General features: G+C 70.6%; 20 protein-coding genes. 12 read left to right on the top strand and 8 right to left on the bottom strand.

The window, feature by feature from the left end; genetic code table 11:
* The first annotated feature begins 76 nt into the window (after positions 1-76).
* Positions 77-1,006, top strand: a complete 930-nt coding sequence (locus tag FFT10_RS07830) for a LysR family transcriptional regulator (RefSeq protein WP_137732239.1) — start codon at positions 77-79, stop codon at positions 1,004-1,006.
* A 211-nt stretch (positions 1,007-1,217) separates the two neighbouring features.
* A complete protein-coding gene (locus FFT10_RS07825; protein ID WP_137732238.1) occupies positions 1,218-1,445 on the top strand; it encodes a hypothetical protein in 228 nt (75 codons plus the stop codon).
* 29 nt (positions 1,446-1,474) lie between these two features.
* Here FFT10_RS07825 and ybaK read toward each other — a convergent pair whose 3' ends face one another.
* From ybaK to FFT10_RS07810, 3 genes are read right to left on the bottom strand one after another with little or no spacing between them, the layout of a single operon-like run.
* Positions 1,475-1,963: a Cys-tRNA(Pro) deacylase gene (gene ybaK / locus FFT10_RS07820; protein WP_137732237.1), complete on the bottom strand. Its 489-nt coding sequence runs from the start codon at positions 1,961-1,963 to the stop codon at positions 1,475-1,477.
* Between the two features lie 16 nt (positions 1,964-1,979).
* The gene (locus FFT10_RS07815; RefSeq protein WP_137732236.1) at positions 1,980-3,068 is read right to left on the bottom strand and encodes an aldo/keto reductase; all 1,089 of its coding nucleotides are present in this window, start codon (positions 3,066-3,068) and stop codon (positions 1,980-1,982) included.
* Positions 3,069-3,075: 7 nt separating this feature from the next.
* Positions 3,076-3,927, bottom strand: coding sequence for a sulfurtransferase (locus FFT10_RS07810; RefSeq protein WP_137732235.1), 852 nt, complete (start codon positions 3,925-3,927; stop codon positions 3,076-3,078).
* 170 nt (positions 3,928-4,097) lie between these two features.
* On the opposite strand from FFT10_RS07810, the gene FFT10_RS07805 reads away from it, so the two are divergent.
* Positions 4,098-5,216, top strand: coding sequence for an HD-GYP domain-containing protein (locus tag FFT10_RS07805; RefSeq protein WP_137732234.1), 1,119 nt, complete (start codon positions 4,098-4,100; stop codon positions 5,214-5,216).
* Here the strand turns inward: FFT10_RS07805 and FFT10_RS07800 are convergent, their stop codons facing one another.
* A complete protein-coding gene (locus FFT10_RS07800; protein ID WP_137732233.1) occupies positions 5,217-5,720 on the bottom strand; it encodes a GNAT family N-acetyltransferase in 504 nt (167 codons plus the stop codon).
* 75 nt (positions 5,721-5,795) lie between these two features.
* Between FFT10_RS07800 and FFT10_RS07795 the strand changes: the two genes are divergently transcribed.
* Together FFT10_RS07795 and FFT10_RS07790 are read left to right on the top strand one after the other, a co-directional pair.
* A complete protein-coding gene (locus FFT10_RS07795) occupies positions 5,796-6,710 on the top strand; it encodes an alpha/beta fold hydrolase (protein ID WP_137732232.1) in 915 nt (304 codons plus the stop codon).
* A 101-nt stretch (positions 6,711-6,811) separates the two neighbouring features.
* A complete protein-coding gene (locus FFT10_RS07790; protein WP_137732231.1) occupies positions 6,812-9,829 on the top strand; it encodes an ATP-binding protein in 3,018 nt (1,005 codons plus the stop codon).
* Here FFT10_RS07790 and FFT10_RS07785 read toward each other — a convergent pair.
* Positions 9,813-12,203, bottom strand: a complete 2,391-nt coding sequence (locus FFT10_RS07785) for a UvrD-helicase domain-containing protein (RefSeq protein WP_137732230.1) — start codon at positions 12,201-12,203, stop codon at positions 9,813-9,815. The genes FFT10_RS07790 and FFT10_RS07785 overlap by 17 nt on opposite strands.
* Between FFT10_RS07785 and FFT10_RS07780 the strand changes: the two genes are divergently transcribed.
* The 5 genes from FFT10_RS07780 to FFT10_RS07760 all read left to right on the top strand — a co-directional run bounded on the left by FFT10_RS07780 (position 12,198) and on the right by FFT10_RS07760 (position 18,783).
* On the top strand, positions 12,198-12,869 hold the full coding sequence (locus tag FFT10_RS07780) for a hypothetical protein (RefSeq protein ID WP_137732229.1): 672 nt from the start codon (positions 12,198-12,200) through the stop codon (positions 12,867-12,869). The two genes, FFT10_RS07785 and FFT10_RS07780, sit on opposite strands and share 6 nt — an antisense overlap.
* 188 nt (positions 12,870-13,057) lie before the next feature.
* A complete protein-coding gene (locus FFT10_RS07775) occupies positions 13,058-14,035 on the top strand; it encodes a GMP reductase (RefSeq protein ID WP_137732228.1) in 978 nt (325 codons plus the stop codon).
* A gap of 192 nt (positions 14,036-14,227) precedes the next feature.
* Entirely contained in the window at positions 14,228-14,845 is a 618-nt protein-coding gene (locus FFT10_RS07770; protein WP_137732227.1) for a TRAP transporter small permease subunit, read from the top strand.
* A 1-nt stretch (position 14,846) separates the two neighbouring features.
* Positions 14,847-16,658: a TRAP transporter large permease gene (locus FFT10_RS07765; protein WP_137732226.1), complete on the top strand. Its 1,812-nt coding sequence runs from the start codon at positions 14,847-14,849 to the stop codon at positions 16,656-16,658.
* A gap of 19 nt (positions 16,659-16,677) precedes the next feature.
* Positions 16,678-18,783, top strand: a complete 2,106-nt coding sequence (locus tag FFT10_RS07760) for a reductive dehalogenase domain-containing protein (RefSeq protein WP_137732225.1) — start codon at positions 16,678-16,680, stop codon at positions 18,781-18,783.
* A gap of 61 nt (positions 18,784-18,844) precedes the next feature.
* Here the strand turns inward: FFT10_RS07760 and FFT10_RS07755 are convergent, their stop codons facing one another.
* Entirely contained in the window at positions 18,845-19,927 is a 1,083-nt protein-coding gene (locus FFT10_RS07755) for a TRAP transporter substrate-binding protein (protein ID WP_137732224.1), read from the bottom strand.
* Positions 19,928-20,042: 115 nt separating this feature from the next.
* Positions 20,043-21,416, bottom strand: a complete 1,374-nt coding sequence (gene pmbA, locus FFT10_RS07750; protein ID WP_137732223.1) for a metalloprotease PmbA — start codon at positions 21,414-21,416, stop codon at positions 20,043-20,045.
* 89 nt (positions 21,417-21,505) lie between these two features.
* On the opposite strand from pmbA, the gene yjgA reads away from it, so the two are divergent.
* Together yjgA and mog are read left to right on the top strand one after the other, a co-directional pair.
* The gene (gene yjgA, locus FFT10_RS07745; RefSeq protein ID WP_137732222.1) at positions 21,506-22,096 is read left to right on the top strand and encodes a ribosome biogenesis factor YjgA; all 591 of its coding nucleotides are present in this window, start codon (positions 21,506-21,508) and stop codon (positions 22,094-22,096) included.
* Entirely contained in the window at positions 22,089-22,691 is a 603-nt protein-coding gene (gene mog / locus FFT10_RS07740) for a molybdopterin adenylyltransferase (RefSeq protein ID WP_137732221.1), read from the top strand. The genes yjgA and mog overlap by 8 nt, the downstream gene beginning before the upstream one ends.
* 10 nt (positions 22,692-22,701) lie before the next feature.
* Here mog and cysE read toward each other — a convergent pair whose 3' ends face one another.
* A complete protein-coding gene (gene cysE / locus FFT10_RS07735; protein WP_137732220.1) occupies positions 22,702-23,481 on the bottom strand; it encodes a serine O-acetyltransferase in 780 nt (259 codons plus the stop codon).
* Between the last annotated feature and the right edge of the window lie 9 nt (positions 23,482-23,490).

The following is a 23,490-nucleotide window of genomic DNA, read 5'->3' as shown; positions in this document are numbered from 1 at the left end:
GACCCATCAGGAAAAGTCAGACTTCATCGCAGTTGAGATAAGCTTTCGCTGAACTTATTACCAGGATCACCCCGCCATGAACGTCACCTTCCGCCAGTTGCGGGTGTTTGCCGAGGTGGCGCGCCTGGGCAGCGTGCAGCGTGCGGCCGAGGCCCTGCACCTCACGCCGCCTGCGGTGTCCATGCAGATCAAGGAGGTGGAGAGCCAGGTCGGCATCCCGCTGTTCGACCGCGTCGGCCGCCGGCTGAGCCTGTCCACCGCAGGCGAATACTTCCTGGTCTATGCCCGCCGGCTGCTGGGCACGCTGAAGGAGGCCGACGACGCGATGGCCCGCTTCAAGCGCATCGAGTCCGGTCTGCTCACCGTGGGCATGGTCAGCTCGGCCAAGTACTTCCTGCCGCAGCTGCTGGCGCAGTTCCATGGCGAGCATCCGTCCATCGAGGTGCGGCTGCGCCTGGGCAACCGCGAGCAGCTGGCCGCCTGGATGCAGGCCAACGAGGTCGACCTGTCGATCATGGGCCGGCCGCCCAAGGACTTCCCCAACCGGTCCGAGCCCTTCGCCATGCACCCGCATGTGCTGATCACCGCGCCGGGCCATGCCTTCGCCGCCGGCGAGGACGTGCCCGCCGCCGCGCTGGCGCGCGAGCCGTTCATCGTGCGCGAGCCCGGCTCGGGCACCCGCGCCGCGCTGGAAGAGTACCTGGAGCGCTTCCACCTGCAGCCGATGTACGTGATGGAGATGAACAGCACCGAGGCCATCAAGCAGGCGGTGATGGCCGGCATGGGCGTGAGCCTGATCTCGCTGCACACCATCGGCCTGGAGTGGCGCAATGGCCTGATCGCCGCGCCGGCGGTGGAAGGCCTGCCGCTGATGCGGCGCTGGCATGTGGTGAACACCGCCGGCAAGCTGCTGTCACCGGCCGCGGAGGCGCTGCGTTACTTCGTGCTGGAACGCGGCGAAGCCCATCTGGCGGCGATGTTCGCCGAGCCCGGCAACAGCGCCTGAGCGGCGCGGCCGCGCCGGTGGCGGTGGGGCCGCCGCCGTGCATTCCGCACGCCGAGGCCGACTATCGGGTAGACCACCCCCTCAAATGGGTGCTCGCACCCCCGGGTTGCGGGCCCCGCCTGTCTTGAGACGATCATGTAACGATCAGATACTCGTCCACATGGAAAATTTTTCGACAACCCGCGCGGCACTGCTGCCCCGGGCGGCCAACTTGGCCACCCTGGCCGTGGTGGTGGCTGCCACCTGGTGGTCTGGCGCCCAGCGTCCGCTGGCCCAGGATCCGCTGGCCAGCCAGGCTGCGCAGCCCGCCACGCGGCAGGCCGCTGACCAGGCTGTCACTGCCGGCACCGCCGGCACGGCCCATTGGCCGGTGCAGACCACCAGCCTGCCGCGCGACGGCCTGCAACCGGTGGGCTTCCAGGCCCGCGCCACCCGCTGACCACCCAACCGGCGCCGCCCGGCGCCGGGTCAGAGGGCGCAGTGCACGGCCTGCGCCCCCAGCACCGCCAACAGCACGGCGGGCTTCAACCCCACCAGATAACCACGCCGGCCGCCGTTGATCAGCAGATCCGGCAGTTCGAGCACCGTGGCCTCCACATAGACCGGCATCGCCTTGCGGGTGCCGAAGGGCGAGGTGCCGCCCACCAGGTAGCCGCTGTGGCGCTGCGCCACCTCGGGCTTGCAGGGCTCCACGCTCTTGGCGCCGATGGCCCGCGCCAGGTTCTTGGTGCTGACCTGTTTGTCGCCATGCATCAGCACGATCAGCGGCTCGGCGCGCTCGTTCTGCATCACCAGCGTCTTGACCACCGCATGCTCGGGCCAGCCGAGCTGGCGCGCCGATTCGGCCGTGCCGCCATGCTCGACATAGTCGTAGACATGCTCGCTGAAGGCCACGCCGGCCGCCCGCAAGGCCTGGGTGGCCGGGGTTTCGCTGACGTGTCGGTCCTTCTTCGCCACGGTCGCCCCCGCAGGGTCACTGCGCCGGGTCGCGCAGCTCCCAGCGCACCGCGTCGATGGCGGCCAGCAGTTCGGGCGACAGCGTCGTGCCCCAGGCGGCCAGGCACTCGTCCAGTTGGTCCGCCGTGGTCACACCGATGATGGTGCTGGCCACGCGCCAGTTGCCGTAGCAGAAGGCCAGCGCCATCTGCGTGGGCGTGAGGCCATGCGCCCGCGCCAGCGCGTTGTAGCGGCGGGCGGCCACCAGCGTCTCGGGCCGGGCCCAACGCTGCTTGCGCATGCTCTCGAAGCGGGCCAGCCGCCCCAGCGTCGGCTGCGCCGGATCGAAGCCCGGGCCGTCGTACTTGCCGGTCAGGCTGCCGAAGCCCAGCGGGCTGTAGGCCAGCAGGCCGACGCCGGTGCGCAGCAGGGCCTCGTCCAGGCCGTTGTCCGCCGCGCGGTTGACCAGCGCATACGGGTTCTGCACCGACACCACCTTGGGCAGGCCATGCTGCTCGGCCAGCCGCAGGAATTCCATCAGCCCCCAGGGGGATTCATTCGACAGCCCGATGTGCCGCACCTTGCCGGCCTGCACCAGCTTGCCCAGCGCGGCCAGCTGGTCGTGGATCGAGGTGTAGAACCGGTCCTTGGATGGATCGAGGTACAGGCTGCCGAACACCGCCGCATTGCGATTCGGCCAGTGGATCTGGTAGAGGTCGATCACATCCGTCTGCAAACGGCGCAGGCTGTCGTCGCAGGCCTGGGCGATGTGGGCGGGCTGCAGGTCGTCGGCGCCATCGCGCACCCAGGGCATGCCGCGTGATGGCCCGGCCACCTTGGTGGCCAGCACGATGCGCTGGCGCATGCCCGGGCGGGCAGCCAGCCAGCGGCCGATGATGGTCTCGGTGGCGCCGTAGGTCTCGCGCCGGGCCGGCACCGCATACATCTCGGCGGTGTCGATGAAGTTGATGTCGCGGTCCACCGCCCGGTCGAGGATGGCATGGGCCGTGGCCTCGTCGACCTGCTCGCCGAAGGTCATCGTGCCCAGGCAGATGCGGCTGACCTGCAGGTCGCTGCCGCCCAGGGTGGTGCGGGGAATGGTGGGGGACGTGCTGGGGCTGTTCATGGCCCGATCATGCCCCGACGGCCACCGGCGCGTTGTCGCGCGAGCACCATTCGCTCCAGGAGCCGGCATACAGCGCCGAGCCCGGCAGGCCGGCGGCGGCCAGGGCCAGCAGGTTGTGGCAGGCCGTCACGCCGGAGCCGCACTGCTGCACCAGCTCGGCAGGCTGGCGCGGGCCCAACAGGGCCAGCCACTCGGCGCGCAGCTGCTCGGCCGGCTTGAAGCTGCCATCGGGCTGCAGGTTGTCGCGGAAGCAGCGGTTGGCCGCCCCGGGGATGTGGCCGCCCACCGGGTCCAGCGTCTCGTTCTCGCCGCGGAAGCGGTCGGGCGCACGGGCGTCGACGACCAGCCGGTCGGGCCGGCCCAGGCCGGCCAGCACCGCGTCGAAGTCCAGCAGGTCGACCAGCGGCGGGCGCAGGGTCAGCGTGGCGGGCAGGCGTGGCGCCACCGGCCCGGCCTGCAGCGCGCCACCGGCGGCATCCCAGGCGGCCAGGCCGCCGTCGAGCACCTGCACCTGGCGGTGGCCCAGCCAGCGCAGCATCCACCACAGCCGCGCGGCATACATGCCGCCGGAGGCGTCGTAGGCCACCACCGGCAGGTCGTCGTGGCAACCCAGGGCAGCCAGGCGGGCGGCGAATTCGGCCCGGTCGGGCAGCGGATGGCGGCCGTTGCGGCCGTTGCGGGGCGCCGACAGGTCGCGGTCCAGGTGCATGTAGACCGCGCCGGGGATGTGCCAGGCCTCGTGGTCGGCCTGGCCATGGTCGGGGTCGGCCAGGTCGAAGCGGCAGTCGCACACCATCAGGCGCACGCCAGACGACATCTGGGCGCGCAGCGCCTGGGCCGAGATCAGGGGAAGCGTCATGGGACCTCTCTGGTTCTTCTGTGTCCGATTGTCCCTGTTGCCAGCAGGCCCGGACCCGCAGTGTCCGACGAAAGCGCGGTCCGCGGATCAAGACTTCCCCTCAAGTCGACGTCGTGCCTTGCCGATATGCCTGCCAGCAGCCACCAGGTCTGTGCAGGAGACACCCAGCGATGCAGTTCACCCCACTATCCCAGGTCCAGGCCCGCATCCGGGTGGGCGCGCCATTGCCCTTCGGCGTGCACGACCATGACCACACCCTGCTGCTGGCCCGCGGCCAGCAGGTCGGCAGCCAGGCCCAGCTGGAGGCGCTGTTCAAGCGCGGCGCCCTGGTCGACCTGGCCGAGGTGCTGAGCCCGGCCGAGCGCGTGGCCCAGGCCCGCCGCGAGGACCTGCCCGGCCTCTGGAACGACTGCCTGGGCGCCGTGCACGACAGCCTGCGCCAGGCCCACGACGAGGGTTTCCGCGACGCGCTGGAGGCCAGCAGCGCCCCGGTGCTGGCGCTGGTGGCGCGCGACCCCGATCTCGCCATCCTGCAGGTGCTGCGCCAGCAGGGCAATGCCCATGTCGACTATGGCCTGCACCATGCCACCCACAGCGGCATCACCGGCTGGCTGGTGGCGCGGCGGCTGGGATGGTCGCCGGCCGAGTGCGAGCGCGTCTTCAAGACGGCGCTGACGATGAACATCTCGATGCTGGAGCTGCAGGGCCAACTGGCGCAGCAGACCACGCCGCCCACCGACGAGCAGCGCCTGGCCATCCATGCGCATCCGCAGTTCAGCCGGGTGATGCTGGAGATGGCCGGCGTGACCGACGCCGACTGGCTGCTGGCGGTGGAGCAGCACCACGAGGCCCCCGACGGCAGCGGCTACCCGCTGGGCCTGCGCACCGTCGGCGACCTGGCCGCCCTGGTGCGCCGGGTCGACATCTACACCGCCAAGCTCAGCCCGCGCGCCGGCCGCAACGCCATCGCGGCCGACAAGGCCGGCCGCACGATGTTCATGCAGGAGCCGGGCCATCCGATGGTGGCGGCCCTGGTCAAGGAATTCGGCGTCTACCCGCCCGGCTGCATGGTGCGGCTGGCCTCGGGCGAGACGGCCATGGTGGTGCAGCGCGGCAGCACCGTCACCACGCCGATCGTGGCCGTGCTCGGCAGCAGCCGCGGCGCTGCCCTGGCCAGGCCGCTGCGCCGCGACACCGCCCAGCCTGCCTACGCGGTGCACGGCGTGCTGCCGCCAGAGGACAGCCCCTGCCTGGCGCCCGATCAGCTGCTGGCCGCGCTGACCGCCTGATCAGCCGGCCGCCGGCGCTGCGAAGGACTGCAGCCGGTCGCCGGTGACGCGGCAGATCTGCCATTCCTTCATCACCGTGGCGCCCATCTTCTCGTAGAAGCGGATGGCGTTGGCGTTCCAGTCCAGCACGCTCCACTCGAAGCGGCCGTGGCCCCGCGCCAACGCCAGTGCGCCCAGGTGCTGCAGCAGCGCCTTGCCGATGCCGGCGCCGCGGTGCGCCGGCTGCACATACAGGTCTTCCAGGTAGAGGCCGGGCTGCGCCAGGAAGGTGGAGAAGTTGGTGAAGAACAGCGCAAAGGCCACCACCGGGCGGCCCGGCGCGTCGTCCAACTCGGCCACCACCGCCTCGGCCACCGGCCGCTCGCCGAACAGGTGCGGCGCCAGCCGCTCGGGCGTGCAGCGCACCAGGTGGGTCAGGTGTTCAAAGTCGGCCAGCTCGGCGATCAGGCCGGTGATGGCAGTCAGGTCTCGCGGCTCGGCCGCGCGCAGCGTGAAGGGCGTCATCCGCCGATTCTGCCCGGCCGGCCTTGTCGCCCCACCGACAGCCCTGCGCCACCACGCCCGCCTACAGTGCCTGGGATGAACGATGTCTACCAGCCCCGGCGCCAGGCGCTGGGCCGCCACCTGCCGGTGCGCGGCCTGTCCTACCACCTGCACCAGTGGGGCACGCCGCAGCCCGGCGTGCCGCTGCTGGTGATGGTGCACGGCTTCATGGATGTCGGTGCATCGTTCCAGTTCGTCGTCGACGCCATGGCCGCGGCCGGCGATGGGCAGCGCTGCGTCATCGCCCCCGACTGGCGCGGCTTCGGCCGCACCAGCGCCCCGGTGGCCGCCGATGCCTACTGGTTCGCCGACTACCTGGGCGACCTGGACGCCCTGCTCGATGCCCTGTCGCCCGACGCCCCGGTCGACCTGCTGGGCCACAGCATGGGCGGCAATGTGGTGATGACCTACGGCGGCGTGCGGCCGCAGCGCATCCGCCGCCTGGTCAACCTGGAAGGCTTCGGCCTGCCCGATCTGCCCGCGGCCGAGGCACCGCTGCGCCTGGCCACCTGGCTGGACGAGCTGAAGACGCCGCAGCGGCTGAAACCGTATGCCAGCCTGGACGCCGTGGCGCAGCGCCTGCAGCAGAACAACCGCCGGCTGCCGGCCGACAAGGCGCGCTGGCTGGCCGGCCACTGGTCGGCACCCGGCGCCGACGGCCAGTGGCAGCTGCTGGCCGATGCCGCCCACAAGCGCATCAACCCGGTGCCCTACCGCGCCGCCGATGCCATCGCCACCTGGCAGCGCATCAGCGCGCCGCTGCTGTGGGTGCAGGGCGAGCGCAGCCGGCTCGACAGCCACTGGGGCGGCCGCTACAGCCTGGCCGAATTCCAGCAGCGCCTGGCCCATGTGCCGCAGGTGCGGCAGGTGACGCTGGCCGATGCCGGCCACATGCTGCACCATGACCAGCCCGAGGACCTCGCCGCCGCGCTGCTGGAATTTCTGCGCTGACGGCGGTCCGCCGGCCGCGCAGGATGCCGGTGGGCTTGTATGCTGGGCAGTGCCAGGCCATGGCGCCCGGCGTCCCCTCTCCCAGCTGTCGAACACCGCTCTTGTCCGCTGTCGCCGCCCCGCATTTCCCTGCCCAGCCCACCGACCGGTGGCTGCGCCGGCTGGCCCTGGCGCTGCCGCTGGTCGCACTGCTGGTGATGGCGGTGTACCTGCAGCGCATGGTCGCTGCCCACACGGCACTGGAGGCGCACACGCTGGAACAGGCCGGCGGCCGCGCCCAGCAGCTGGCCGCCGCCAAGGCGCAGCATGTGGAAGCCCTGCTGGTCAGCGCCGACCTGGCGCTGTGCCAGTTCCGCGACCAGGTGCTGGCCGGCAACCCGGCCACCATGGCCGCCACGGCCCGGGCCATCGTCGCGGCGATGCCGGCCGGCGCCATCGGCCACTTCAGCGTCTCCGATGCCGACGGCCGGGTGATCTTCCCGTCGGCCCACATGCAGGGCGAGGGCGATCTGCCGCTGAACGTGGCCGACCGCAGCTACTTCCGCCAGCTCGCCGCCAATCCGGTCGACCAGATGGCGGTGCACACGGTGATGGTCTCGCGCATCACCGGCCAGTGGTCGGTGCCGGTCACCCGACCGCTGCTGCGCGACGGCCAGTTTGCCGGCGTGGTGCTGTTGTCGCTGTCGCCGTCCTACCTGTCGGATGCAATGGCCCGGCAGCAGCCCAGCGGCCAGGATGTGATCAGCCTGTTCCATGCCGATGGCAGCTACCTGGCCCGCAGCGCCGGCATCGACCACCTGCTGGGTACGCAGCTGCCGGCCAGCAGGCCCTTCCTGCAGCCCGGCGCCGCCAGCGAGGGCCGTTTTCGCCTGGTGGCGCAGGCCGACGGCGGCGAGCGCCTGTACGCCTGGTACCGGCTGGACCGGCTGCCGCTGATCGTCAACGTGGGCCTGGACATCGAGAACGTGCTGGTACCGGCGCGGACGGAGGGGCAGCGCGCGATGCAGCGGGTGGCCGTGCTGGCGCCGCTGTCGCTGGCGCTGGTGCTGGCCATGTCCTGGCTGCTGCTGCGCATCGCCCGCGAGCAGGCCGCGCTGGCCGCCAGCCGGCGCCTGATGCGGGCCACGCTGGATGCCACCGGCGACGGCCTGATGGTGGTCGACAGCCAGGGCCAGGTGCTGCACGTCAACCGCAATCTGCGCCAGTGGTGGGCCCTGCCCGAGACGCTGGGCGAGGGCAGCCCGCACACCGCGCTGCTCGACCTGGGCGCCAGCCAGCTGCTGGACCCTGCCGCCTTCCATGCCGTGCGTGCCCAGGTGGAAGCCAGCGGCGACATGGCCCTGCTGACCCTGCCCTGCACCGACGGCCGGGTGCTGGAGTGCCAGACCCGCGCGGTGCAGCTCGACCAGATCTCGGTGCGGCTGTGGTCGCTGCGCGACGTGACCGGCCTGCACCAGAACCGCCAGCAACTGGAGCAGCGGGTGGCCGAACGCACGCTGGCACTGAAGGCCGCCAACCAGCAATTGCTGGACACCCAGTTCGCGATGGACAGCGTGGGCATCGGCATCGAATGGGTGGACGCTGCCAGCCTGCGCTTCATCTACGTCAACCGCATGGCGGCCCAGCAGTTCGGCTACAGCCCGGCGGAGATGCTGCAGCTGCGCGTGCCCGACGTCGACATGCAGGCCGACGAGGACGACCTCGTGCGGCGGGTGCAGACGCTGCGTGAGGTGGGCAAGATCCGGCGCGAGGTCGTGGCCCGGCGCCGTGATGGCAGCCCGCTGCCGCTGGAGGTGACGGCCTTCTACCTGGCCGGGGTCGACGGCGCGCCCGACCGGATCATCAGCTTCCTCACCGACATCGCCGACCGCAAGTCCGCCGAGCAGGCCCTGGTGCGGGCCAAGGACGCGGCCGAGGCCGCCAACGTGGCCAAGAGCGCCTTCCTGGCGAACATGAGCCACGAGATCCGCACACCGCTGAACGCCATCACCGGCATGGCCTACCTGATCGGCCGGGAGGGCCTGTCGGGCCGCCAGGCCGAGCGGCTGGACCACATCAAGACCGCCGCACGCCACCTGGTGGAGACGCTGGACGCGGTGCTCGATCTCTCCCGCATCGAGGCCGACCGCCTGACGCTGGACCACCGGGTGGTGGATGTGCAGGCCGTGGTGGCCAACGTGGCCACCATGCTGCAGGACAAGCTGCTGGCCAAGCAGCTGGGCCTGTCGGTGCAGGTGCAGCTGCCGCCCGGCGCGCTGCTGGGCGATGCCACGCGGTTGCAGCAGGCGTTGCTGAACTATGTGGCCAATGCGGCCAAGTTCACCCCCAGCGGCCACATCGCGGTGCGGGTCTCGGCGGCCGATGAAGGCGCGCTGGCCCAACCCGGCAGCCTGCTGCTGCACTTCGAGGTGCAGGACACCGGACCGGGCCTGGACCCGGCCACCGTGGCCCGCCTGTTCACCCCGTTCGAGCAGGCCGACAACTCCACCACCCGCCAGCATGGCGGCAGCGGCCTGGGCCTGGCCATCACCGCCAAGCTGGCGCGGCTGATGGGCGGCGAGGCGGGCGTGCACAGCAGCCCGGGCCAGGGCAGCCGCTTCTGGTTCACCGCCCGGCTGGCGCGGGCGCCGCAGCCGGCGCCCAGCCCGGCCCTGCCGGCCGACGACGGTGGCCCCCCGATGGAAGCCTTGCTGCGCGACCGTGCCGCCGGCCGCCGGGTGCTGCTGGTGGAAGACGATGCGGCCAACCGCGACGTGGCCCTGGCCCTGCTGCAGGCCGCCGGCCTGGTGGTGCAGACCGCCCACGACGGCCTGGCCGCGGTGGATGCCGCCGCCGCCACAGCACCCGACCTGGTGCTGATGGACTTGCAACTGCCGCGGCTGGACGGCCTGGCCGCGGCCCAGCGCATCCATGCGCTGCCGGGGCTGGGCCAGCTGCCGATCCTGGCCTTCACCGCCAATGCCTTTGCCGACGACCATGCCCGCTGCCGCGCCGCCGGCATGGTCGGGGTGGTGACCAAGCCGGTGGACCCGGAAGATCTCTACAGCGCCCTGCTGCCTTGGCTGGTGCAGGCCGAGGTGGGCGCCGAGGCGCCGGCTGAGGTCAGTCCACCGGCGTGAGCTTGGCGATGGCCAGCGCCAGCCACTTGGCGCCATGGCGGCCGAAGTTGACCTGCGCCCGCGCATCGGGGCCGTTGCCCTCCAGCGTCAGCACCACGCCTTCGCCGAACTTGGTGTGGAACACCGCCTGGCCCACCCGCAGCCCATGGCTGGCACCGGCCTTGTTCTGCATGGCCGCGGGCAGCGGCTGCGCCGGTGGCGCGGTGTAGGCCGGCCGCCCAGCCACGCGCCCTGCGCCCACCACCGACCCCAGGCCGGTGCCGCGCTGCCAGGCCTGCTGGTACTCCTTGGCATAGCCCGAGCCGAAGCCGGCATTGCGCGGGGTCAGCCACTTCAGCGCGCCCTCGGGCAGCTCATCCAGGAAGCGGCTCTTGACGTTGTAGCGGGTCTGGCCGTGCAGCAGCCGGGTCTGGCTGAAGCTGAGGTACAGGCGCTTGCGGGCGCGGGTGATGGCCACGTACATCAGCCGGCGCTCTTCCTCCAGGCCGTCGTTGTCGCTCATCGCGTTCTCGTGCGGGAACAGCGCCTCCTCCAGGCCGGTGATGAACACGCAGTCGAATTCCAGGCCCTTGGCGGAATGCACCGTCATCAGCTGCACGGCATCCTGGCCGGCCTGGGCCTGGTTGTCGCCCGCTTCCAGCGCCGCATGGGTGAGGAAGGCCGCCAGCGGGCTGACGATCTCGCCGGTCTCGGCATCCGGCGTCAGGTCCACCGCCGCCGGCGCCGGCGGCAGGCCCACGGCCAGGGTGCCGGGTCCGCCGGTCTCGTCCACCGGCAGCGCCACCGCATCCTTGCCGAAGCCTTCCTGGGTAACGAAGGCCTCGGCGGCATTCACCAGTTCGCCCAGGTTCTCGATGCGCTCGGCGCCTTCCTTCTCGGCCTTGTAGAAGTCGACCAGGCCCGAGGTGTCGAGCATCTGCTCGATGATCTCGCGCAGTGTCAGGCCGCGAGTGCGCTCGCGCAGCTGGTCGATCAGGCCGGTGAAGGCCAGCAGATTGGCGCCGCCCTTGCCCACCACCGCGCCCACGCTCTGGTACAGGCTGCGGCCGCTGGCGCGGCCGGCGTCGGTCAACAGTTCGATGGTGCGCGCGCCGATGCCGCGGGTGGGAAAGTTCACCACCCGCAGGAACGAGGTGTCGTCGTTCGGGTTCTCAAGCAACCTCAGGTAGGCCAGCGCATGCTTGACCTCGGCCCGCTCGAAGAAGCGCAGGCCGCCATACACCCGGTAGGGCACGCCGGCGTTGAACAGCGCACTCTCCACCACCCGGCTCTGCGCATTGCTGCGGTAGAGCACCGCGATCTCGCTGCGCGGCGTGCCGCTGCGGTGCAGCTGCTGGGCTTCGTCCAGCAGCCATTGGGCCTCGGCGTAGTCGCTGGTGGCCTCGGCCACCCGCACCGGTTCACCCGGGCCGGCCTCGGTGCTGAGGTTCTTGCCCAGGCGCTTGGCGTTGTGGGCGATCAGCGCATTGGCGCTGTCGAGGATGTTGCCGAAGCTGCGGTAGTTGCGCTCCAGCTTGATCACCTGCTTCACCCGGTATTCACGCTCGAAGTCGGCCATGTTGCCGACCTGCGCGCCGCGGAAGGCATAGATGCTCTGGTCGTCGTCACCCACGGCGAACACGCTCTGCGGGCTACCCGGCGGCGCGAACATCTTCAGCCAGGCGTACTGCAGGCGGTTGGTGTCCTGGAACTCGTCGACCAGGATGTGGGCGAAGCGGTGCTGGTAGTGCTCGCGCAGCGCGGCGTTGTCGCGCATCAGCTCGTAGGTGCGCAGCATCAGCTCGGCGAAGTCGACCACGCCTTCACGCTGGCACTGGTCTTCATAGGCCTGGTAGATCTCGACCATCTTGCGGCTCTGCGGATCGTGGGCATCCACATCCTTCGGCCGCTCGCCGTTGTCCTTGCGTGCGGCGATGAACCAGCTCACCTGCTTGGGCACGAAGCGCTCTTCGTCCACGTTCATCGCCTTCATCACCCGCTTCACCGCCGACAGGGAATCGGCGGTGTCCAGGATCTGGAAGCTCTGCGGCAGGCCGGCCAGCTTCCAGTGCGCCCGCAGGAAGCGGTTGCACAGGCCGTGGAAGGTGCCGATCCACAGGCCCCGCACGGGCACCGGCAGCATGGCGCTGAGCCGGTGCAGCATCTCCTTGGCCGCCTTGTTGGTGAAGGTGACGGCCATCAGCCCGCCCGGCGACACCTGGCCGGTGGCCATCAGCCAGGCGATGCGGGTGGTCAGCACCCGTGTCTTGCCCGAGCCGGCGCCGGCCAGGATCAGGCTGGCGCCGCTGGGCAGGGTGACGGCGGCGTGCTGCTCGGGGTTCAGGCCCTTCAACAGCGAACCGGTGCCGGGCGCCTCAGAATACTGTGCATGCATCCATTGATTCTAGGAGCCGGCCTGCTTGCCGGGGTGGCCATCGGCAGCGCGGCCGCGGCCGCCTGCCCCGGGCCGGGCGCGGCGCTGGCCGAGCGCTTCATCGCGGCCGACTGCGCCGGCTGCTGGGCCGACGACCCCGGCGCTGTCCGTGCCGCACCGGGCTGGCAGCTGGACTGGATCACCCCGGCCGCGGACGATGCGCCGCTGGCGGCAGCCGCGCTCACCGACAGCGCCCAGCGCCTGCAGCGCACCGGCCAGCCCGCGCCCGCCGCCAGCGCGGCCCAGGTGCTGCGCCGGGCCAGCGTGCCGGCGCGGCCCGGGCTGTCGCTGCGGGTGGGCGCCGGGCCGGCCTGGCGCGGCTACTTCGGCCTGCAACTGAGCCTGCTGCCACCACTGCGGCCGGCCTGGCCGGCCGGCACCACCGGCTGGCTGGCATTGGTGGAACTGCTGCCCGCCGGCAGCGAGGGCAATGCCCAGCCGCGCGCCCTGGTGCGCAGCGTGGCCGGCCCGCTGCCGCTGGATGGCGCCGCGCCCGGCCAGCGCCTGAGCCACCTGCGTGCGCTGCGTTGGCCCGAAGGCGCCCAGCCCGACCGCCTGCAGGCCCGCGCCTGGCTGGAAGCGCCCGACGGCCGCATCATCGCGATGGCAGCCAACCGCTGTCCGTGAGCCGCAGGGCGCTGCGGCGCCCTGCGTAGAATCAGCCACCGGGCCCAAATTCTGGCGTCCGGTGTTCCGCTTGCACCGCCCCCTGCCGGGCGGCATCGCAGGCCGGCCGGTCCCCCCAGGTCAAGCGCTCGCAGCCTTTGCCGTGGCACTGCACAACGCCGCGGCTCACTTGCGACGAAAGCTTCCCCATGGACATCTTCGACTACGACAACATCCTGCTGCTGCCCCGCCAGTGCCGGGTGGACAGCCGCGCCGAGTGCGACACCTCGGTGCAGTTCGGCCCGCGCCGCTTCAAGCTGCCGGTGGTGCCGGCCAACATGAAGACGGTGGTCGACGAGGCCATCACCGAGCAGCTGGCCGCCAGCGGCCACTTCTACGTGATGCACCGCTTCGACCTCGACAGCGTGGCCTTCGCCCGCCGCATGCGCGACAAGGGCCTGTACGTGTCGATCAGCGCCGGCGTGAAGCCGGCCGACATGGCGGTGATCGACCAGCTGGCGGCCACCGGCATCGGCGCCGACTACATCACCATCGACATCGCCCACGGCCATGCCGAAAGCGTGCGGCGCATGATCGGCCACATCAAGCAGCGGCTGCCCGATGCCTTCGTCATCGCCGGCAACGTGGGCACGCCCGAGGGCGTGATCGACCTGGAGAACTGGGGCGCCGACGCCACCAAGGTCGGCATCGGCCCGGGCAAGGTCTGCATCACCCGGCTGAAGACCGGCTTCGGCACCGGCGGCTGGCAGCTCAGCGCGCTGAAGTGGTGTGCGCGGGTGGCCAGCAAGCCGATCGTGGCCGACGGCGGCATCCGCCACCACGGCGACATCGCCAAGAGCGTGCGCTTCGGCGCCGCCATGGTGATGGTGGGCTCGCTGTTTGCCGGCCATGAAGAGTCACCCGGCGCCACGGTGGAGGTGGATGGCAAGCTGTTCAAGGAGTACTACGGCTCGGCCAGCGACTTCAACAAGGGCGAATACAAGCATGTGGAAGGCAAGCGCATCCTCGAGCCGGTCAAGGGCAGGCTGGCCGACACCCTGCGCGAGATGCATGAAGACCTGCAGAGCAGCATCAGCTATGCCGGCGGCCGCGTCTTGACCGATCTCAAGAAGGTGAACTACGTGATCCTGGGCGGCGAGAACGCCGGCGAGCACCTGTTCATGTAGCCGCCCCGCAGCCCGGGGGCCCCGACTGGCCTGGGATTACCCTGGGTTCGGGGGTTTTGCGGCCGAAGCCGCGCCAGGCTTGCGTACAGTCGCGCCCCAGTTGCAGGTTCGCCATGGACCTGCGCAGATTTGCGTGGATGCCGGCCCCGCCGGCCTGCATCCCGCCCGCCAGACCGTCTTGCAGGAGAACCCGTGCAACTGCTCTTGAAACTCTCGCGCGCCATCGACGCGCTGAACACGCTGATCGGCAAGCTCACCATGTGGCTGGTGCTGGCGGCGGTGCTGATCAGCGCCACCAACGCCATCGTGCGCAAGGCCTTCAACATCGGCTCGAACGCGTTCCTGGAGATCCAGTGGTACCTGTTCGCCGCGGTGTTCATGCTCGGCGTGGGCTATGTGATGCTGAAGAACGCCCATGTGCGCATCGACTTCATCAGCAACAAGCTCAGCAAGCGCACCAACGCCATCATCGATGCCATCGGCATCATCGTCTTCACCATCCCGCTGTCGCTCATCATGATCGACCTGGGCTGGCCGCTGTTCATGCGCGCCTGGGAAAGTGGCGAGATGAGCCAGAACGCCGGTGGCCTGATCCGCTGGCCGGTGATGCTGCTGGTGCCGCTGGGCTTCGCGATCCTGACGCTGCAGGCCATCAGCGAGCTGATCAAGCGCTTCGCCTTCCTGAGCGGCCACCTGGCCGAGCCCTTCAGCGTGTTCGACGACAAGCTCGAGGAAGAGAAGTTTGCCCAGGCGCTGGCCGAAGAAGCCGCCCAGCGTGAAGCCAAGCTGGCCGCCGCCAAGTTGAACTGACATGACCGAATTCATCACCCAGAACTTCGTGCCGCTGCTGTTTGGCGGCTTGTTCGTGTTCCTGCTCACCGGCATTCCGGTGGCCTTCGGCCTGGCGGCCACCGGACTGCTGTTCGGCTACATCGGCATGGAGGTGGGCCTGTTCCCCACCAGCCTGTTCCAGGCGCTGCCGCAGCGGGTGTTCGGCATCATGCAGAACGACACCCTGCTGGCGATTCCGTTCTTCACCTTCATGGGCATCATCCTCGAACGGTCCGGCATGGCCGAGGATCTGCTCGAGACGGTGGGCCAGGTGTTCGGCCCGCTGCGCGGCGGCCTGGCGGTGGCGGTGATCCTGGTGGGCGCGCTGCTGGCCGCCACCACCGGTGTGGTGGCCGCGGCGGTGATCAGCATGGGCCTGATCTCGCTGCCCATCATGCTGCGCTACGGCTACAACCGCACCATCGCCACCGGCACCATCACCGCGAGCGGCACGCTGGCGCAAGCCATCCCGCCCAGCCTGGTGCTGATCGTGCTGGCCGACCAGATGGGCCGCAGCGTGGGCGACATGTACGCCGGCGCCATGATCCCCGGCCTGCTGCTGGTGGCGCTGTACATCGTGTTCATCGCGGTGGTGGCCTTCGTGCGGCCCAAGTGGGTGCCGGCGCTGCCGCAGGAGGCGCGCATCTACCGCGAGGCCAATGGCGCCTCGGGCCATGTCTCGCTGCTGGTGCTGCTGGCCGTGTGCGGCGCGGCTGCCTACGCCTGGTCCCAGGTGCATGACAGCGTGTTCAAGGCCTGGCTGGGCCGCACCAACCCGTCGCCGGGTGATGAAGTGCTGATCATGTCGCTGACCGTGGCCTCGTTCCTGGCGCTGGGCCTGGCCATCGTCAACAGCGTGACGCGCATGGGCCTGCTGTCGAAGCTGGCCGAGCGCTTCACCTATGTGCTGATCCCGCCGCTGGTGCTGATCTTCCTGGTGCTGGGCACCATCTTCCTGGGCGTGGCCACGCCCACCGAAGGCGGCGCCATGGGCGCCCTGGGTGCGCTGCTGATGGCGATGGGCCGGCGCAAGCTCAGCGGCGCGCTGATGCACCAGGCGCTGGACAACACCGCCAAGCTGGCCACCTTCGTGCTGTTCATCCTGATCGGCAGCACGGTGTTCAGCTTCACCTTCAATGCGGCCGACGGGCACATCTGGGTCGAGCACCTGTTCGACAAGCTGCCTGGCGGCGCGCTGGGCTTCCTGATCGTGGTGAACATCCTGGTGTTCATCCTGGGCTGCTTCATCGACTTCTTCGAGATCGCCTTCATCGTGATCCCGATCCTGATGCCGGTGGCCGAGAAGATCCTGCCCGAGCTGTTCCCGCCCGGCACGCCGATCGACGCCATCATGGTGTGGTTCGGCGTGGTGCTGGCGATGAACCTGCAAACCTCCTTCCTGACACCGCCGTTCGGCTTTGCGCTGTTCTACCTGCGCAGCGTGGCCGCCAAGGCCGACTACAAGGACCGCATCACCGGCGCCACCATCCCGGCGGTGACCACGGCCCAGATCTACAAGGGCTCGATCGCCTTCATCTGCCTGCAGCTGATCATGGTGGCGGCGGTCATCGCCTTCCCCGGCATGGTCACCGGTGGCATCGGCAGCACGGTGCAGATCGATGCCGACAAGGCGCTGGAGAGCATGGGGCTGCCTGAGCGAGAGGCGCCGGCGCCGATGCCCGGCATCGATGCCAGCGCCCCGGGTGCCACCGCGCCGTCGTCCACCGAGAACAACGAAGACCCGATGAAGGCGCTGCTGGAATCGGTGAACAAGGAAGCCGGCAAGAAGTAGCCGGCAGCAGGCCCGGGCCATGGCGCGGCTGCACTCCCACCGCCAGCGCCCGGTGCACCTGGGGCCGCTGCCCGCCGAGCGGTTGCCACGGCAGGCCGGCGCTCCGGAACTGCCGGCACGGCAGCCTGGTGACGACACCACCGCGGGCGCCCTAGCCGTTGCTGCGGTGGTGCCGGAGTACCTGGCGCTGTGTGCCGGCCACCTGGCGGGCGCCGTGGCCGCCACCCAGGCGCCGGTGCCGGACGATCTGCAGGCCCGCGCCGACAACCTGAAGGCCACCGCCTGCTTCCTGGACGCCACGCTGGCCGGCGTGTGCACGCTGCAGCCCGCCGAGGTGGCAGACGGCCCCTGCGCCGGCCACACCCACGCGCTGGTCTTCCTGGTCGAGTTCAGCCGCGAGGCCCATGCCGACGAGCCGGGCGCCGCCTGGACGGCCGGCAGCAACGCCGCCCGCACCGACCTGCGCTGCGCCGAAGTGGCGGTGGTGCTGGCCGGCTACCTGCGCAGCCTGGGCTGGGCGGCGCAGGGCCATGTGCACGGCCACAGTCAGGTGGACCTGTGCGCCCTGGCCCAGCGCGCCGGCATCGCCCTGGCGATGGACGGCGTGCTGGCCATGCCCTTCACCGGCAACGGCTTCCGCGTGGGCGCAGTGACCACCACCTGCGCCATGGCCACCGACCTTCCCATCGCCCCCGGCACGCCGCTGGGCTGGCCCGACAGCGACGCCTACATGGGCGTGGGCGGCACCCGCCCCGGCTTCGACGCGGCCGAGCAGGCGCGGCGACCGCTGCACCTGGGCCGCCATCCGATGGAACGCATCCCGCGGGTGGACGAGCCCACCACCCTGGTGCTGCGCGACGAGATCCAGCGCGTGCCGAAGCGCGCCGACCTGTTCACCCGCGCGCTGGCCGGCGACCTGGGCGACAAGGCCCGGCAGGAGCGTAGCCGTTTCGCGGTCAAGCACCCGCTGGCCTGGGCGATGACGCCGCTGATCCGCGGGCTGGTGCCGCTGCAGGGCACGCGCACGCCGCTGCCGCCCACCTGCATCGGGCCGCCGCTGGACGGTGCGGAGCACAACAGCCTGGCGGTGAAGGCGCTGGCGCACTTCCTGGGTGCCGACCTGGTCGGCATCTGCGCCGCCGAGCCCTGGATGTACTACTCGCACGACGAGGCCGAGGGCCGCGCCATCGACGCCTACCACCCATTCGCCATCGTGCTGCTGATCGACCAGGGCTTCGAGACGATGGAAGGCGCCTCGGGCGACGACTGGATCTCGGGCGCCCAGTCGATGCGGGCCTACCTGCGCGGCGCGCTGCTGGCCGGCGTGATGGCGGCCCACCTGCGGCGGCTGGGGCATTCGGCGCGGGTGCACTCGAATGCGCACTCGGAGCTGCTGCACATCCCGGCGGTGCTGATGGCCGGGCTGGGCGAGCTGTCGCGCATCGGCGAGCAGGTGCTCAACCCGTTCCTCGGCCCGCGGTCGAAGTCGGTGCTCATCACCACCAGCCTGCCGCTGGTGCCGGACCAGCCGGTCGACTTCGGCCTGCAGGCGGTGTGCAACCTGTGCCGCAAGTGCGCGCGTGAATGCCCGTGCAACGCGATTCCCTTCGGCCCGAAGGTGATGTTCAACGGCTACGAGATCTGGAAGCCCGATGTCGAGAAGTGCGGCAAGTACCGGCTGACCAACATGAAGGGCTCGGCCTGCGGCCGCTGCATGAAGACCTGCCCCTACAACCGCGAGGACCTGGTCGAGTCCGACCGGCTGCTGTGGCTGTCGATCGACGTGCCGGCCACCCGCCGGCAGCTGATCGACCATGACGACGCCAGCGGCGGCGGTGTGCGCAACCCGGTCAAGCGCTGGTGGTTCGATCTGGAGATCGTGGATGGCGTGGTGCAGGCGCCAGCGGCCGGCACCAACGCCCGCGACCTCTCGCCCGGGCGCGAAGCCAAACTGGCTGCCGGGCAGAAGCTGGCGTTCTTCCCGCCGTCGCTGCAGCCGGCCGGCGGCACCACGCTGGCCACCACCGTGCCGCTGGACCGCGCCGCCGGCCTGGCCGCCGCCGCCGCGTCCGAAACCCCGGCAGCCGCCCGCCGGCGCCGCCGCGGGCCCGCCACGCGCCCATGAAAAAGGCCCCGCTGTGCGGGGCCTGGTTGCAGCGGCAGGCGGCCATGCGGCCGCCGCGGCATCACAGCTTCTGGCGCTGCATGAAGTCGTCGAAGGTGGCCTCGGTGAAGCGGAACCACAGGTTCTGCTCGGCGCGGAACTTCGAGTAGTCCTCGTAGACCTTCTTCCAGTTCGGGTTCTTGGCCGAGATGTCGCTGTACAGCGCCATCGACTCCTTGAAGGCCGCGTCCATCAGGTCCTTCGGGAACGGGAACAGCTTGGCACCGCCGGCCACCAGGGTCTTCAGCGCGGCGGCGTTCTTGCCGTCGTACTTGGCCTGCATGTCGGTGTGGGCGTAGGCCGCCGCGCACTCGATCACCGCCTTGTACTCGGCGCTCAGGCCGTCATAGGCCTTGGTGTTGACGTACAGGTCCAGCTGCGGGCCGCCTTCCCACCAGCCCGGATAGGCGTAGTTCTGGGCCACCTTGTAGAAGCCCAGCTTCTGGTCGTCGTACGGGCCCACCCACTCGGCCGCGTCGATCGTGCCCTTTTCCAGCGCCTGGTAGATCTCGCCGCCGGGGATGTTCTGCGGCACGCCGCCGATGCGCTCGACCACCTTGCCGGCGAAGCCGCCGACGCGGAACTTCAGGCCCTTGAAGTCGGCCAGCGAGGCGATGGGCTTGCGGAACCAGCCGCCCATCTGCGCGCCGGTGTTGCCCATCGGGAAGTTGATGATGTTGTACTGGCGGTAGAAATCGCGCATCAGCTTCAGGCCGTTGCCTTCATAGGCCCAGGCCGTCATCTGCCGGCTGTTCAGGCCGAAGGGGATGGCGCAGCCCAGTGCGAAGGTCTCGTCCTTGCCGAAGAAGTAGTACGGCGCGGTGTTGGCCATTTCCACGGTGCCGGCCTGGATGGCGTCGACCACGCCGAAGGCGGGCACCAGTTCACCCGGGGCATGGGTGGTGATGACGAACTTGCCACCGGTCAGTTCCTTCACCTTGGCGGCGAAGATGTCGTTCACGCCGAACAGCGTGTCGAGCGCCTTCGGGAAGCTCGAGGTGAGGCGCCAGCGCAGGTTGGCTTGCGCATGCACGATGGCAGGCGCAGTGCCCGCGGCGAGGACCCCGGCCAGGCCGGCACCACGGACAAACAATCGACGTTCCATGCAGATCTCCTAGGCAAGTTTGCATTCAAACCGGCCGCATTCTAGGGGGGCCGGTTGCCTCGGAGCGGGCGGTGAAACCCGGACACCATTGCAGTGCGGGGCGCACCCGCCACCGTCAGCTGCCGGCCACCTTCATGCGCGCCAGCAGCACCGACCCCACCGTGCGGCCGCCCGACACATAGGTGTCGGCGCCCACCGCCACGATGGCGCGCAGCATGTCCTTCAGGTTGCCGGCGATCGTCACCTCATGCACCGGGTGCACGATGCGGCCGCCTTCCACCCAGTAGCCGGCCGCACCGCGCGAGTAGTCGCCCGTGACGCCGTTCACGCCCTGGCCCATCAGCTCGGTCACGAACAGGCCGCGGTGCAGCTTGCGCAGCATCTCGTCGAGGTGGTCGCCCGGGCGGGTGAGGCGGCTGCTCAGCACCAGGTTCTGGGCGCCGCCGGCATGGCCGGTGGTCTGCAGGCCCAGCTTGCGCGCCGAGTAGCTGGACAGGAAGTAGCCCTGCACCACGCCACCGTCGACCACCCGGCGCTTGCGGGTGCGCACACCTTCGTCGTCGAAGGCGGCGCTGGCCTTGCCGCGCGGCACCAGCGGGTCCTCGTCCACATCCAGGTGGTCGGCCAGCACGGCCGTGCCCACGCTGTCCATCAGGAAGCTGGCGCGGCGGTACAGCGCACCACCACTGAGCGCGCCCACCATGCTGCCCAGCAGGCCGGCAGCCAGTGTGTTCTCGAACAGCACCGGCACCTCGCAGGTGGGCACCTTGCGGCCCTTCAGCCGCGACAGCGCCCGCTCAGCGGCATAGCGGCCCACCGCCTCGGGCGAGGCCAGGTCCATCGCGTTGCGCTGGCTGCTGTACCAGGCGTCGCGCTGCATCGCCGCGCCCTTGCCGGCGATCGGCGCCACCGACAGCGAATGGCGCGAGCTGGCATAACCACCGCGGAAGCCGCGGCTGTTGCCGGCCCAGAAGTGCGACTGTTGTGCCGACACCCCGGCGCCCTCGCTGTTGCTGATCTTCGGGCTGGTGGCCAGGGCCGCCTCCTCGCAGCGGCGGGCCAGCGCGGCGGCGCCGTCGGCATCCACCAGCCAGGGGTGGAACAGGTCGAGATCGATGCCGGCGATGTCGGGCGTGGCCAGGTCTTCGGCATCGGGCAGGCCGGCGGCCGGATCTTCGGCGGTGAAGCGGGCGATGTCGTAGGCGGCGCGCACCGTCTGCTGCAGCGCGGCGGCGAAGAAATCGCTGGTGCTGGCATTGCCGCGGCGCTGCCCCAGATAGACGGTGACGCCCAGACTCTTGTCGCGGTTGCGCTCGACGTTCTCGATCTCGCCCAGCCGCACCGACACCGACAGGCCGGCGCCTTCGCTCACCTCGGCCGCGGCATCGCTGGCACCCAGGTCCTTCGCGATGGCCAGCGTGTCATCGATGATCTGCTGGAACTGGCCGCGGTTGAAGGCGAAACCCTGGGAGGTGGTGGAACCGGACATGGAGGCGTGGCCTGGGAGCGAGGTGGGCGACAATCATAGCCACCGGCCCCTGCACGCCCTCCCAACGCCCGACCCAGCCACACAGGCCCATGCGCCAACGCCCCGAACCCGAACCCGCCGACGCCTACGTCTTCGAGAAGCCCAGCAAGACCAAGCTGAAGGCCCAGGCCCACGAGCTGCAGGCCCTGGGCGAAGCCCTGGTGGCCCTGCCGCGCAGCCGGCTCAAGGACGTGCCCATGCCCGACGGCCTGCGTGACGCCATCGACCAGTACCGCAAGACCAAGAGCTTCGAGGGCCAGCGCCGCCAGCTGCAGTTCATCGGCAAGCAGATGCGCTTTGCCGATGCAGCGCCGCTGCAGGCCGCGGTGGATGCCTTCAAGCTCGGCTCGGCCAAGGACACGCTGGCCCTGCACGAGGCCGAGCGCTGGCGCGATGAACTGGTGACGAATGACGACGCCTTGACCCGCTGGGCGGCCGAGTTCCCCGGCAGCGACCTGCAGCGCCTGCGCAGCCTGGTGCGCGCCGCCCGCAAGGACGCCGCCGCCGCGCCCGAGCAGCGCAACGGCCGCGGGTACCGCGAGCTGTTCCAGTTCGTCAAACCCTGGCTGGCCGATGCCGCCGGCCAGCCGGCGCATGCCGATGACACCGACGACGACACCGACGACGACGACGATGACTGACACGGCCCACCCTTTCGACCCGGTCACCATCGGCCTGGTGTCGGTCAGCGACCGCGCCTCGGCCGGCGTCTATGAAGACAAGGGCATCCCCGCGCTGCAGGACTGGCTGGGCCGCGCGCTGCAGAACCCGATCACCTGGGTAACCCGGCTGATCCCCGACGAGCAGGACGGCATCAGCGCCACGCTGCGCGACCTGGTCGATGTGCAAGGCTGCCACCTGGTGCTGACCACCGGCGGCACCGGGCCTGCACTGCGCGACGTGACGCCCGAGGCCACGCTGGCCGTGGCCGACAAGGAGATGCCCGGCTTCGGCGAGCAGATGCGCCAGATCAGCCTGCGCTTCGTGCCCACGGCCATCCTCAGCCGCCAGGTGGCGGTGATCCGCAAGCAGGCGCTGATCATCAACCTGCCCGGCCAGCCCAAGAGCATCGCCGAGACGCTGCAGGGCCTGCCGGATGCCACGCCGCCGGTGCACGGCATCTTCGCCGCGGTGCCCTACTGCATCGACCTGATCGGCGGGCCGTGGATCGAGACGGATGCCGCGGTGTGCAAGGCCTTCCGGCCGAAGACCGCGGTGCGGCCGGTGCGCGGTTGAGGCCGGCGGGCTACTTCACCAGCCGGCTCAGCCGGTCGGCGTCGAAGGCCTCGCTGGTCTGCGCGTCCTGCGGCACGCAGTCGCTGCCGGGCAGCTCGCGGGCGCCGGACGACAGCTTCTCGATCGCCTGCCACAGCAGCATGATCTGGTGCTCGTGGCTGCTGGCGTTGTCGATCAGGCCCTTCATCGCCTGGGAGACCGGGTCGTCGCCCACCGTCACGCCATAGGCCGAGAAGCCCATCTTGGCGGCCGCCTGCTCACGCGCGGCGTCGGCCGACTTCTGCACGATGCGCGCCGGGATGCCCACCGCCGTGGCGCCGGCCGGCACCGGCTGCAGCAGCACCGCGTTGCTGCCCACCCGGGCGCCATCGCCCACGGTGAAGCCGCCCAGCACCTTGGCGCCGGCGCTGACGATCACGCCCTTGCCCAGCGTGGGATGGCGCTTGGCGCCCTTGGCCAGCGAAGTGCCGCCCAACGTCACGCCCTGGTAGATGGTGCAGTCGTCGCCGATCTCGGCGGTCTCGCCGATCACCACGCCCATGCCGTGGTCGATGAACACCCGCCGGCCCAGCGTGGCGCCGGGGTGGATCTCGATGCCGGTGAGGAAGCGGCCGATGTGCGACAGGAAGCGTCCGGGCCAGCGCAGGCCGCGCACCCAGGCGGCATGCGCCAGGCGGTGCCACATCACCGCATGCAGGCCCGGGTAGCAGGTCAGCACCTCCCAGTTCGAACGCGCGGCAGGATCGCGCTCGCGGATGCAGGCGATGTCTTCACGGAGGCGGCTGAACATGGTGGTGCG

Origin of the sequence: Pseudaquabacterium pictum (genome assembly GCF_005403045.1) — a bacterium.
Classification (GTDB): Bacteria; Pseudomonadota; Gammaproteobacteria; order Burkholderiales; family Burkholderiaceae_C; genus Pseudaquabacterium; species Pseudaquabacterium pictum.
Note: the sequence above shows the minus strand (reverse complement) of the source record. Positions and strands in the feature narration are given on the sequence as shown.

Excerpts from the sequence above, each read along its gene's own strand:
- FFT10_RS07775 (WP_137732228.1), top strand. The coding sequence starts at position 13,058 with ATGGACATCTTCGACTACGACAACATCCTGCTGCTGCCCCGCCAGTGC.
- FFT10_RS07765 (WP_137732226.1), top strand. The coding sequence starts at position 14,847 with ATGACCGAATTCATCACCCAGAACTTCGTGCCGCTGCTGTTTGGCGGC.
- FFT10_RS07760 (WP_137732225.1), top strand. The coding sequence starts at position 16,678 with ATGGCGCGGCTGCACTCCCACCGCCAGCGCCCGGTGCACCTGGGGCCG.
- cysE (WP_137732220.1), bottom strand. The coding sequence starts at position 23,481 with ATGTTCAGCCGCCTCCGTGAAGACATCGCCTGCATCCGCGAGCGCGAT.
- FFT10_RS07815 (WP_137732236.1), bottom strand. The coding sequence starts at position 3,068 with ATGAACAGCCCCAGCACGTCCCCCACCATTCCCCGCACCACCCTGGGC.
- FFT10_RS07810 (WP_137732235.1), bottom strand. The coding sequence starts at position 3,927 with ATGACGCTTCCCCTGATCTCGGCCCAGGCGCTGCGCGCCCAGATGTCG.
- FFT10_RS07805 (WP_137732234.1), top strand. The coding sequence starts at position 4,098 with ATGCAGTTCACCCCACTATCCCAGGTCCAGGCCCGCATCCGGGTGGGC.
- FFT10_RS07795 (WP_137732232.1), top strand. The coding sequence starts at position 5,796 with ATGAACGATGTCTACCAGCCCCGGCGCCAGGCGCTGGGCCGCCACCTG.
- FFT10_RS07830 (WP_137732239.1), top strand. The coding sequence starts at position 77 with ATGAACGTCACCTTCCGCCAGTTGCGGGTGTTTGCCGAGGTGGCGCGC.
- FFT10_RS07785 (WP_137732230.1), bottom strand. The coding sequence starts at position 12,203 with ATGCATGCACAGTATTCTGAGGCGCCCGGCACCGGTTCGCTGTTGAAG.
- mog (WP_137732221.1), top strand. The coding sequence starts at position 22,089 with ATGACTGACACGGCCCACCCTTTCGACCCGGTCACCATCGGCCTGGTG.
- FFT10_RS07755 (WP_137732224.1), bottom strand. The coding sequence starts at position 19,927 with ATGGAACGTCGATTGTTTGTCCGTGGTGCCGGCCTGGCCGGGGTCCTC.
- FFT10_RS07780 (WP_137732229.1), top strand. The coding sequence starts at position 12,198 with ATGCATCCATTGATTCTAGGAGCCGGCCTGCTTGCCGGGGTGGCCATC.
- FFT10_RS07800 (WP_137732233.1), bottom strand. The coding sequence starts at position 5,720 with ATGACGCCCTTCACGCTGCGCGCGGCCGAGCCGCGAGACCTGACTGCC.
- yjgA (WP_137732222.1), top strand. The coding sequence starts at position 21,506 with ATGCGCCAACGCCCCGAACCCGAACCCGCCGACGCCTACGTCTTCGAG.
- pmbA (WP_137732223.1), bottom strand. The coding sequence starts at position 21,416 with ATGTCCGGTTCCACCACCTCCCAGGGTTTCGCCTTCAACCGCGGCCAG.